The organism is Variovorax sp. KBW07 (assembly GCF_003852515.1).
GTDB lineage: Bacteria > Pseudomonadota > Gammaproteobacteria > Burkholderiales > Burkholderiaceae_C > Variovorax.
This window is the reverse complement of record NZ_QAJK01000129.1, coordinates 22,956-33,824: the sequence shown is the minus strand read 5'-3', so window position 1 is coordinate 33,824 and position 10,869 is coordinate 22,956. Positions and strand designations below refer to the sequence as shown.

Below are 10,869 nucleotides of genomic sequence, written 5' to 3'. Positions count from 1 at the left end.
AGTCGCACAAGCCAAAGAATGCACCCGCACCCGCCCCCACACCCGATTCAACTCCCCGCCTGCGTAGCGATCCACTCCCACACCGCGCGAATTGCGGGCTCGTCCTCGCGTCCGCTTGCCGTCGCAAGAAAGTAGCTCCCCGTGTCCAGTGCCGGTCCGAAGGGCTGCACCAGTGCCCCGTTGCGCAACTCCTCCGCTGCCAGCGTCAGGCTCAACAACGCCACGCCATGTCCACCGAGTGCCGCCAGTATTGCGTGCGTCTCGTCCGAGAACGACAGCCCCGACGCCTTCATCGCCCGGCCCCTCGGTGCGGCAAGACCGGCCTCGCGGAACCAGCGCGGCCACACCGCCGGTGCCAGTGCCTGCGGCTGCCAGTCGCAATGGATCAGCTGGTGCTTCGGCAGGTCGGCCACCCGCTTCAGGCCCAGCATCGGGCTGCACAGCGGCGCGTAGCGCTCCGGCATCAGCTCGCGCGACACCAGGCCCGGCCAGTTGCCGCGGCCCGAACGCACCGCGATGTCGGCGTCGCCGCGCGCCAGGTCCACCAGCGTGTCGCTGGCATGCAGCCGCAACTCGATGCCGGGGCAGGCCTGGCGGAACGCCACCATGCGCGGCAACACCCAACGCGCGGCAAACGCCGTGTTGGTGGTGAGCGTGACCGATTGCGATGCGGCAGGGCGGCGCAGTTTGTCGACACCGGCCTCGAGCACGTCGAAGCCCATGCGCAGGTCTTCGAACAGCCGCTGGCCCGCCGGCGTCAATGCCAGTTGCCGCGTCAGGCGCCGGAACAACGGCTGGCCCAGCGTGTCTTCGAGCGCGCGCACCTGGTGGCTGATGGCCGAGGGCGTCACCGAAAGCTCGTGCGCCGCGCGCTGAAAGCTCAGGTGCGCGGCCGCGGCCTCGAAGGCGCGCAGCGACAGCAGCGGCGGCAAGCGACGGGGTGGTCGTGGCGGTTGCTGAGTTTGGGAGACAGATGAGCCAGCCTCGTCCATGTGAAGAGAAATGATCGTTTGTGAATGGCCTTTGCCGTCTCTAGATTCAAGGCCTGTGCAGCGATTCTGACAGCGCGGTACGGAACAGACCCACTCACTCATCAAGACCATGAAACTCAACCTTCTTCACATCGACGCCAGCGCGCGCCCCGGAATCTCCGGCATCGACCCCCACGGTTCCCACTCGCGCCGGCTTTCCGCGCGCTTTGTCCAACGCTGGCGCCAGGCGCGGCCCGACGACCGCGTCGATTACCTCGACGTAGGCCAGAAGCCGCCCGGGCACGTCGACGCGCGCTGGATCCATGCCGCGTTCACCGCGCCCGCCGAGCGCGAACCGTGGATGGCCGACGTGCTGGCCGAAAGCGACCGGCTGGTCGACCAGCTCATCGCCGCCGACGTCATCGTGGTGGGCCTGCCCATGTACAACTTCAGCGTGCCGGCGCAGTTCAAGGCGTACATCGACAACATCGTGCGCGTGGGCCGCACCTTCGGCTTCGACCGTGCACGCGGCGCCGTGCCGTACTGGCCGATGCTGGCCGACGCCGGCAAGCGCCTTGTGCTGCTCGGCGCGCGCGGCGACCACGGCTACGACGCCGGCGGACGCGTCGCGCACCTGAACCACGTCGAGAACTCGGTGCGCTCGGTCTTCGGCTACATCGGCGTCACCGACGTGTTCGAGGCGGCGGTGGAGTGCGACGAGTTCGGTGGCGAACAGCTGGCGCAATCGATGCGGCTGGCGGAGCAGCGCGTGGACGGCCTTGTCGACACGATGGGCCCGGCATCGTTGTCGCCGCGGGATCAGCGGTAAGACAGCACCAGCCCGTGCACCAGCCGCGTCCAGCCATCGAGCATCACGAACAGCAGCAGCTTGAAGGGCAGGGAGATGGTGGTGGGCGAGATCATCGACATGCCCAGTGCCAGCAGCACGGTGGCGACGATCAGGTCGACCACCACGAACACCAGGTAGATGATGAAGCCGATCTGGAACGCCCGCGTCAGCTCGCTGAGCGTGAAGCTCGGCACCAGCACCATGAAGTCGTCGGCCTGCAACTGTTCGGCGCGTGCCTTGGGCCAGATGTTGGCCGCCGACTTCAGGAAGAACTGCCGCTCGCGCTCGTGCGTGTGCTTCTGCAGGAACTCCTTCACCGGTGCCTTGGCCGCGTCGACCACCGCCATGATGTCGCCGAGCCCTTCGCCCTTGGCGCCGAAGTTGCGGCCGCGCAATGCATCGCCGATGTCCATGCCCACCGGCGCCATGATGTAGACCGACAGGATGATCGCGATGCCGTTGAGCACCATGTTCGGCGGCGTCTGCTGCAGGCCCAGCGCGGTGCGCAGCAGGCCGAACACGATGACCAGCTTGGTGTAGCTGGTCACCATCAGCGCCACGAACGGTGCAACGCCGAAGGCAACGATCAGCGCGACGAGCGTGAGGGGTTCGGGGAGTCCGCCTTGCATGCTCAGACTTCGCCGGGTGCGAACTCCGAGACGCGCACGCCCAGGCGGTCGCCCACCGCAACCAGGTAGCCCTTGCCCAGCACGTTGCCGTGCGCCAGGATGCGCACCGGGCTGCGGTTGAGCGGCTGGCCCAGGTCGAACACATGGCCGGCGCGGATGCTCTTCAGTTCGCCCAGCGTCAGCGAGAGATCGCCTACCTCGAAGCGCAGCGTCACCTCCAATGCATCGAGCCGGTCGATCGGCAGGTTGACGTTGTCCGCGGCGTCGGCCACGGGGGCGGGTGTATCTGGCTTCATGGCACTGTCTCTCGATTGCTGAACGGTGATGTGCGAGCCCTCGGCAAAGGCCGAGAGATGCAGCCCCGAGGGGCCTCCCAGCTCGGCCGTGACCACGATCGCGGCGCTCGAAGAGCGCCATTGCTCGATGCCGACGATGTCGCCGGGGCGGATGCTGCCGATCTCGCGCAACTGGATCGGCGTGCTGCCCAGGCAGAAGTTCACGGGCAGGCGCAGCGCATCGAAGACATGGCCCGCACGCGCGCGGCGATGCTGCAAGACAGTGCTTGCCGGCACGAGCGCATCGAGCGTGGCGGCATCGTCGAACTGCACAAAGCCGCGCAGCACGTCGCCACCATCCGACGGCGTGGCCACGAAGAAGGCCGCGCGCTCCGGGTCGCAATGCAGCAATGGCGTGGGCTCGCGCCGCTCGTGCGTTTCGCGCGCCCCGGCTTCCGACGGCTGCCACTCGAAGTGAAGGCGCAACGCCTTTTCGAGTGCGTCGATCACCGGGTGCAACGCATCGGCGAGCAGGATGTAGCGCAGGTCGCGCGGCAGGAGGTCGGTGCGGCGCTCGCCCAGCAACGCCTGCAGGCTCGGCGCATTCATTGCCATGCGCCCTGTGTGCGCGCCCAGCCTGAAGCGATAGCTCTCGCGCATGGTGTGGCCGGAGTCATCGTCGTGGTGCCAGCGGATGCGGTAGCGCGTGCCGCGCGCAGCCACGTCGGGCCATGGTGCCGCACCGTAGAGACGATTGAGCGCGCGCACGTTCGCGGCATCGGCGCGCGGCAATGCGCGTGCCTCGCCGAGTTCCGTCACCGCTTCAGCCGTCGCGTTTGGCATGCATGCTTTCGTTCGATTCGCGGATGCGATCGGTGCTACGTCTTGTCACTGTCTTCATGCCTTGCTTGAGGCAATGCGAGGGTGCTCGCATCGGGACGGGCAGCTTAGCCAGAGGGCCTGCACGCAGGTAGTACGCAAACACGTAGTGCCGCACGCGCCACACACGCCGTTGGCTACGAATACTCGTGGTTGCTGTAAACGGAGTGCGACGAATAGAGTCCGTCCCCACGTGACGTTTCTCACGTTGGGCAACAGTGCAACGCGATGTGAAACGCATCGCTCACAACTCCAGGAAAACAGCGAAGCAAAGGCGTCATGGCGAGTTCCCCGCGATCCCTTCCAACCTACCGTGGCGGTGTGCGCGACCTGCTGGGCAATGCGGGCCGCTACAACGACCTGCTGCTCGCGGGCCTGCTGGTGGTGATCGTTGCGCTGTTCGTGCTGCCGCTGCCAACGCCGCTGCTCGACCTGCTGATTGCCAGCAACCTGGCCATCAGCCTGGTGCTGCTGATCGTCGCGATGTATGTGCCTTCGGCGCTGTCGCTCTCGACCTTTCCTTCGTTGCTGCTGTTCACCACGCTGTTTCGTCTTGCGCTGAACATCGCATCGACCAAGCTGATTCTTCTGCATGCCAATGCGGGCCACATCATCGAGACCTTCGGCAAGCTGATCGTCGGCAACAACGTGGTGGTGGGCGGCGTGGTGTTCCTGATCATCGCCATCGTGCAGTTCATCGTGATCGCCAAGGGCTCGGAGCGCGTGGCCGAGGTGGCGGCGCGCTTTGCGCTCGATGCGATGCCAGGCAAGCAGATGAGCATCGACGCCGACGTGCGCGCCGGTGTGCTGTCTTCTGCGCAGGCACAGAAGCGCCGGCAGGTGCTGGAGCAGGAATGCCAGCTGCACGGTGCCATGGATGGCGCCATGAAGTTCGTCAAGGGCGACGCCATTGCGAGCATCGTCATTGCGCTGGTCAACATTCTTGCGGGCATCGCCATCGGCACGCTGATGCACGAGATGACGCTGGGCGGCGCGCTGCAGCGCTACGCGATCCTCACGGTGGGCGACGGCATGGTGTCGCAGATTCCCTCGCTGCTGGTGTCTATTGCCGCTGGCATCGTCATCACGCGTGTGAGCACCGGCGACCGCCGCGACACGCAGCTTGCCAACCAGATCGGCCAGCAGCTGATGGCGCATCCACGCGCTCTGATCATCGCGGGCCTGGCGGTGGCGAGCTTTCTCATCGTGCCGGGCTTTCCGAAGTGGGTGTTCGGCCTGCTCGCGGCCGTGCTGCTGGGGCTGGGCTTCACGATGCGCATGCTGCGCCAGAAGAACCAGACGCCGGGCTGGATCTCGCATCGCGAAGGCGTGGCCTCGGAAGAAACCGAAGGCGACCACGCCATTGCCGCACCGCTGGCGGTACGCCTGTCGAACGGGCTGCGTGGCGGCGTCGACCGCCATGCCCTCGACCAGCAGCTGGCCACGGTGAAGACCGCGGTCGAGTCCGACCTGGGCCCGGTGTTCCCGCGCCTGCAGCTGGCCTATGCGGACGGCATGGCCGAGCACGGCTACCAGGTGCTGGTGCACGACGTCGCGGTGTCCCAGGGCACGCTCAGGCCGGGCTGGCGAATGCTCGACCCCGCCGAGGCCGCCGCGCCGCCCGTGGGCGCCGAAGTGGCCGAGCCCTTCGGCCCATTCCCTCGCGTGGTGTGGGTGCCGGGCGAAGAGGCCGGCTTCAAGAGCTGGAACAACGAAGAGGTGGTGGGCCTTCACCTGGACGACGCGGTGCGGCGCAACGTGCGCGACCTGATCGGCCTGCAGGAAGTGCAGCGCCTGCTTCATTCGGTGCAGCGCGATGCGCCCGAGCTTGCGGCCGAAGTGTCGCGCGTGGCCTCGGGCCAGCGCATCGCCGAGGTGCTGCGCCGGCTGCTGCAAGAAGGCATTCCCATCCGCAACCTGCACGCCATCTTCGAGTGCCTCGCCATCTGGGCGCCGAAAGAGCAGGACGCGATTGCGTTGACCGAGCTGGTGCGCATCGATCTCGGGCGCTACATCACCAGCCGCTACGTGGGCCCGAACCGGCAACTGGAGGCCATATTGTTCGAGTCGAGCCTGCTGGAGCGCGTGCAGAACGCCATCGAGCGTTCGCCGCGCGGCAACCTGCTGCTGCTGAGTCCGGCCGTCACGCAAGACATCCGCGAACAGGTGCGCCGCATCCTAGGTTCGGCCGCGACGCGCGTGGTGGCCATCGCCTCGTCGGACGTGCGCCGCTATATCAAGACGCTGATCGAGCCGGTGGCGCCGTTGCTGCCCGTGTTGTCCTACCAGGAAGTCGATGAAGACGTGGCCCTTCAGCCGGTGGGCTGGGTCACCAATCCGCAAGCCCATTGATGAACATCCAATTGCTCTCCGGGGCGCACCACAAGAAAAACCATGACACCGCAGAACATCCTGGACATCACGCGCGAGGGCCTGCTCCTGGTGCTGTGGATTTCGTTGCCGGTGGTGGTGGTGGCCACGCTCACCGCACTCGTCGTGGCGGTGCTGCAGGCCGTGACGCAGGTGCAGGACCAGAGCATCGGCCAGTCGATCCGGCTGATCGCGGTGATGGTGGCGATCATTGCCACGGCGGGCTGGCTGGGGCGCGACGTGATGCGCTTCGCCGAGCGCGCCCTGCAAACGCTCAGCTCGCTGCCGTGACGGCCTTCGCCACCATGATTGCCGCGCGCCTGCACCTTCTGTTTCGCCAGCGGGCCTTCCTGCTATTCGGCTGGGCCGCGCTGATGCTGCTGGCCGCGCACTCGCACAGCCAGGCGGCCGAGTTGCGCTGGAACAACCGCCCGTTCCAGATCGTTGCCAACGAGAAACCCTTGCCCGACTTCCTGCGCGAGCTGGCGTCGTCGCAGAACGTCACGGCGGTAATCGATCCCAAGGTGGCCGGCGTCATCAGCGGCAAGTTCGCCGGGCCGGCGCTGGGCATCCTGAACAGCGTGTGCTCGGTCAACGGGCTGACGTGGTACTTCGATGGCGCGTTCCTGTTCATCGACCTGGCGGCCGACGCCAGGAGCGAGGTGTTGCCCATCGCCGCCGAGAACGCGGGGCGCATTGCCGAGACGCTGGTGCGCCTGCACATCTCCGACGAACGCTACCCGCTGAGCATCAGCGAGCGCGACGCCAGCGTGTACGTGACCGGTCCGCGCCGCTATGTCGAAATGGTGCGCCAGGCCGTGAAGCTGGCGGACCAGCGCACCGCGCTGGCCGAGGGCGCGGAAATCCGGCTGTTCCCGCTCAAGTACGCCTGGGCCTCGGACTTCAAGATCAACCGCTCCGGCAAGGAGACCGTGATTCCCGGTGTGGCCAACGTGCTGCGCAGCCTGTACGGCCGCGCCGGCAACGCGTCGGGCGGCAGCAGTGGCCGCGCGCCGAGCGCGCCGTTCTCGGTCGGTGCCAACCGGCAGATCAAGCTGCGCAGCGGCGAGACCATCACCGCGCCCAAGATCGAAATGGCCGGCATGACCCCCAGTGCCGAAACCGGCGGCAGTGGCCTTGCGGGGCCGTCCATGGGCAGCGAGCTGCCGCAGTTCCAGGCCGACACCCGCATGAACGCGGTGCTGGTGCGCGACATGCCCGACCGCATGGCGCAGTACACCCGGTTGATCGAGGCGATGGACGTGAAGCCGCGGCTGGTCGAGATCGAGGTCACGATCATGGACATCAGCTCCGACACGCTGAGCAGCCTGGGCATCGACTGGCGGCTGCACGGCCGGCACGGCGACCTGCAGATCGGCCGCGGCGACCGCGGGCAGATGACCTGGGGCGGCACCGGCAGCGAGGCGGGGCAGGTCGGCGGCTCCGACGGTTCGGGCAATCCGCTCACGCCGCTGGGCGGCATGTTCACCGCCGCCATCGGCAACAGCGCGCGCAACTACCTGCTGGCCCGCGTGACCGCGCTGGCCACCAGCGGCAATGCCAATTTCGTGGCCCGTCCGAAGGTGATGACGCTGGACAACACCGAAGCGGTGCTGGAGAACCTCAGCGAGTTCTACGTGCGCGTCGATGGCTTCCAGGACGCGGGCCTCTTCAGCGTGACCGCCGGCACCGCCGTGCGCGTGACGCCGCTGGTGATCGACGAGAAGGGCAGCCGCGCCGTGATGATGTCCATCGACATCGTCGACGGCGACCTGAGTGCCCAGTCGGTCGACAAGATCCCGATCGTGCGGCGCCGCACCGTCAACACGCAGGCGCTGGTGGACGAGGGCGCGAGCCTGTTGATCGCCGGCTATTCGTCGGAAGAAAAGAGCGCGGCCACCTCGGGCGTTCCGGTGCTGAAGGACATTCCCGGCGTCGGCAATCTGTTCAAGTACAACGACAGGAAGCAGGTCAACATGGAGCGCTTCTACCTGTTGACGCCGCGCCTCGTGCTGCCCGGCTCCACGGCGAACGTGCCCCGGTTGCCCTTGCCGGAAGTGGGGAGCTGAGCGTGCACGATCGCGACATTGCCTTCGACGACGACGCTGCCGCTCCGCAGGCCGAGCCGGCGCTGGGCGCGGGCTGGTGCCTGCGCTTCCTGAGCGGCGCGGTGAAGGGCCGCACCATCGCGCTCAAGCCCGGGCTCAATGTCCTGGGCTCGGGCGGCGATTGCGAGGTGATGCTGCCCGGTGGCGACGTGCTGCCGCGCCACCTGGCGTTTACCGTCGGCGAACTGGTGGTGTCGATGCAGCGCCTGGGCACCGCCTCGGCGCGCCTGAACGGCGAAGACATGCAGCAGCCGCGCAAGAGCGTGGTGGTGGGCGATGTCGTCAGCCTGGGGCAGATCGATTTCCAGCTCGATCGAAGCTACCCCGCCAACGCGCGCGAAGACCGCATGTTTGCCCCGGCCCAGGAGGCGAGGACTGGCGGCAGCGAGCAGGTGCGCGAGCCCATGCCTTCGTCGCGGCGCATCGGCTACTGGGCCGCGGGCGTGGTTGCGTTGCTGGCGGTGATCGGGCTGGCCGCCGTGTCACTGGGCGATGCGGGTGCCGGTGCGCGGGCCGGCACCAGCGTGAACCTGGCCGAGGTGGAAAAGGCGCTGATGCCCTTCCCGGAAGTCGAGGTGGTGGCCGCGCAAGGCGGACTGTTCAGCGTGAAGGGCTACGTCGAATCGAAGCAGCGCCGGCAGACTTTGCAGCAGGCCATGGCGCCTTTCGGCAGCAAGGTCAGCGTCAACGTGCATTCGGCCGAAGACATGGTCGAGCAGGCGCGCCGCTACGTGGCCGACCCCGGCGTGGCCGTCACCTACACGGGGCAGGGCCGGCTGGTGCTCACAGGCACGGTGGAAGACGCGGCCGTGCGCCAGAAGATCCGGCGCCTGAGCGAAGACCTGCACCCGTCGGTGCTGGTGTCGGACAAGGTGCATTACCGCGAGAAGCCCGCCACGGACACGAAAGACACCGACATGCGCGCGCAGTGGGACAGCTGGCAGAACGTGCTGCCGGCGCGCATGGTGAGCATCACCGAGGACGGCAATGGCCTGCGCCATATCCAGCTGTCGAACGGCAATCGCTACTACGAAGGCTCGGTGTTGCGCTCGGGCGCCGAGCTCAAGCGCATCGACGCCGACGGACTGGTCCTGAGCGGCGGCGTGTCCGACGGCAACAACAACAGGCGCGCGAGGTGAATGAGTGCATGGCCACGGTCACCGCTCCCTTCGCGCGCACCCCGGATTTCATGTGGCGATGCATCCGCACGCCGCGTGGAATGGCTTCGTCCCGCCGGGACGAAGCGCTTCAACCCTTGTAAATCATCCATCTTGACCAGGAGATCCACATGGCAGGCGCAGTTGACAGCTCTATCCAGCAAATGAACCAGGCCGCGGCCGACAACGCCCGGCTGATGTCGGCCAGCATGGCCGCTTCCACCAGCATCCAGGGCGCGGCCTCCACCGCGCACACGGTCAATGGCGCAAGCGCCGCCGGCGGCGAAGTGGCCAAGTCCACCGGCAACGACATCCGCCAGTCGGCCAAGTCCTCGTAAGCAGGTCCGCGCGGTGCCCCGGGGTATCGCGCGGCCTTTTTTTCTCCAGGAGGTGAACCATGACCGATCCCACCGCGCTGGTTGCAGCGGGCGCGCCGCCGGCCGAGGTGTCCGGGCCCGCCGCGCAGCAGCAGGCCGGCGCCGCTTCGCGCTTCGATCCGGGTGAGACCCGGATGTTCGCCAACATGATGCAGGGCGTGCAGGCGCCGCCGTCGTCGCTGGCGGCTCCCAGCGCGCTGGGCGACGCCGCCAAAGCGCTCGCGGCGCAGTTCTCGGGCAACGTGCGCTCCTACGAGGAGATGCGCCACAGCATGCTCGAGTCGATCGACATGTCCGACCCCATCAAGACCATGTTCGCGATGACCGACCACTCGATGGAAGCCCACATGATGTTCGCGAAGATGCACATCTCCACGGGCCTGGCGAGCGCCGCCACCAGCCTGTTCGGCACCCTGCTGAAAAACCAGCAATGAGGATGCCGTGAAACCCATCGCGTTGCGCATCCCCTTGTTCATTTCGCGCCGTGGCCACTGGCTCGCGGCGCTGGCCTTGCTGCTTGCATTGGGCGGCTGCAAGGTCGGCCTGTATTCCAACCTCAACGAGCAGGAGGCCAACGAGATCGTCGCCGCGCTGTCGGCCGAAGGCATCGACGCGGGCAAGAGCCGCGTGGAAGGCAGCAACTGGCAGGTCGAGGTGGACGAAAGCCGCATGGGCCTGGCGCTCGACGTGCTGCGCGCCCAAGGCCTGCCGAACGAACGCTTCGCCACCATGGGCGAGGTGTTCCAGAAGCAGGGCCTGGTGTCCACGCCCTCCGAAGAACGCATGCGCTACATCCATGCCGTGTCGCAGGAGCTGTCGCAGACGCTGCGCCATATCGACGGCGTGGTGTCCGCGCGCGTGCACGTGGTCATTCCGGCCAATGACCCGTTGAGCGAGAAGATCAGGCCGTCGTCGGCCGCGGTGTTCATCAAGTACCGGCCCGACGTGGACATCCGCCTGCTGGCGCCGGCCGTGAAGGACATGGTGGCGCACAGCATCGAGGGCCTCACGCACGACCAGGTGTCGCTGTCGATGTTCGAGGCGCGCAGGCCCGCGGTTGCGGGCGCGACGGCCGGCGTGGGCACCAAAGGCCAGCCGATGGTGCTTGGCCTGTTCTCGACTTCCACCGCCATGGTGCTGCTGGGCCTGCTGCTGCTGGCCGCCGTCTGCCTGATGGTGCTGCCCACGCTGCTTCGCAGGCAGGGGCTGGAATGGCGCGGCTGGATGCGCCGCCAGGTGTTCAGGCGCTGACC

11 protein-coding genes are annotated in these 10,869 nt (G+C 67.3%); 8 read left to right on the top strand and 3 right to left on the bottom strand.

The window, feature by feature from the left end; all coding sequences use genetic code 11:
- Positions 1–47 precede the first annotated feature (47 nt).
- Entirely contained in the window at positions 48–992 is a 945-nt protein-coding gene (locus DBV14_RS24355) for a LysR substrate-binding domain-containing protein (RefSeq protein ID WP_124462937.1), read from the bottom strand.
- Positions 993–1,092: 100 nt separating this feature from the next.
- Between DBV14_RS24355 and DBV14_RS24350 the strand changes: the two genes are divergently transcribed.
- On the top strand, positions 1,093–1,800 hold the full coding sequence (locus tag DBV14_RS24350) for an FMN-dependent NADH-azoreductase (RefSeq protein WP_124462935.1): 708 nt from the start codon (positions 1,093–1,095) through the stop codon (positions 1,798–1,800).
- Here the strand turns inward: DBV14_RS24350 and sctR are convergent.
- Entirely contained in the window at positions 1,791–2,450 is a 660-nt protein-coding gene (gene sctR, locus DBV14_RS24345) for a type III secretion system export apparatus subunit SctR (RefSeq protein WP_124462933.1), read from the bottom strand. The genes DBV14_RS24350 and sctR overlap by 10 nt on opposite strands.
- A 2-nt stretch (positions 2,451–2,452) precedes the next feature.
- On the bottom strand, positions 2,453–3,568 hold the full coding sequence (gene sctQ / locus DBV14_RS24340) for a type III secretion system cytoplasmic ring protein SctQ (protein WP_124462931.1): 1,116 nt from the start codon (positions 3,566–3,568) through the stop codon (positions 2,453–2,455).
- A gap of 315 nt (positions 3,569–3,883) precedes the next feature.
- On the opposite strand from sctQ, the gene sctV reads away from it, so the two are divergent.
- The 7 genes from sctV to sctJ all read left to right on the top strand — a co-directional run bounded on the left by sctV (position 3,884) and on the right by sctJ (position 10,867).
- Positions 3,884–5,956: a type III secretion system export apparatus subunit SctV gene (gene sctV / locus DBV14_RS24335; protein ID WP_124462929.1), complete on the top strand. Its 2,073-nt coding sequence runs from the start codon at positions 3,884–3,886 to the stop codon at positions 5,954–5,956.
- A 42-nt stretch (positions 5,957–5,998) separates the two neighbouring features.
- Entirely contained in the window at positions 5,999–6,265 is a 267-nt protein-coding gene (gene sctS / locus DBV14_RS24330; RefSeq protein WP_124462926.1) for a type III secretion system export apparatus subunit SctS, read from the top strand.
- Complete coding sequence (gene sctC, locus DBV14_RS24325) at positions 6,262–8,043, top strand: type III secretion system outer membrane ring subunit SctC (protein WP_260397209.1); 1,782 nt, start codon at positions 6,262–6,264, stop codon at positions 8,041–8,043. Before sctS ends, sctC begins: the two co-directional genes overlap by 4 nt.
- A gap of 2 nt (positions 8,044–8,045) precedes the next feature.
- Positions 8,046–9,221 carry an FHA domain-containing protein gene (locus DBV14_RS24320; RefSeq protein ID WP_260397208.1) on the top strand — a complete coding sequence of 392 codons (1,176 nt, stop codon included), beginning with the start codon at positions 8,046–8,048 and terminating at the stop codon, positions 9,219–9,221.
- 149 nt (positions 9,222–9,370) lie between these two features.
- Positions 9,371–9,577 carry a hypothetical protein gene (locus tag DBV14_RS24315; RefSeq protein WP_021004014.1) on the top strand — a complete coding sequence of 69 codons (207 nt, stop codon included), beginning with the start codon at positions 9,371–9,373 and terminating at the stop codon, positions 9,575–9,577.
- A gap of 59 nt (positions 9,578–9,636) precedes the next feature.
- Positions 9,637–10,050, top strand: coding sequence for a hypothetical protein (locus DBV14_RS24310; RefSeq protein ID WP_124462924.1), 414 nt, complete (start codon positions 9,637–9,639; stop codon positions 10,048–10,050).
- Between the two features lie 7 nt (positions 10,051–10,057).
- Complete coding sequence (gene sctJ / locus DBV14_RS24305; protein ID WP_260397207.1) at positions 10,058–10,867, top strand: type III secretion system inner membrane ring lipoprotein SctJ; 810 nt, start codon at positions 10,058–10,060, stop codon at positions 10,865–10,867.
- Positions 10,868–10,869 lie beyond the last annotated feature (2 nt).

Coding starts and splice junctions, on each gene's coding strand:
- sctQ (WP_124462931.1), bottom strand. CDS start 3,568: ATGCCAAACGCGACGGCTGAAGCGGTGACGGAACTCGGCGAGGCACGC.
- sctS (WP_124462926.1), top strand. CDS start 5,999: ATGACACCGCAGAACATCCTGGACATCACGCGCGAGGGCCTGCTCCTG.
- sctR (WP_124462933.1), bottom strand. CDS start 2,450: ATGCAAGGCGGACTCCCCGAACCCCTCACGCTCGTCGCGCTGATCGTT.
- sctV (WP_124462929.1), top strand. CDS start 3,884: ATGGCGAGTTCCCCGCGATCCCTTCCAACCTACCGTGGCGGTGTGCGC.
- DBV14_RS24310 (WP_124462924.1), top strand. CDS start 9,637: ATGACCGATCCCACCGCGCTGGTTGCAGCGGGCGCGCCGCCGGCCGAG.
- DBV14_RS24355 (WP_124462937.1), bottom strand. CDS start 992: ATGGACGAGGCTGGCTCATCTGTCTCCCAAACTCAGCAACCGCCACGA.
- DBV14_RS24315 (WP_021004014.1), top strand. CDS start 9,371: ATGGCAGGCGCAGTTGACAGCTCTATCCAGCAAATGAACCAGGCCGCG.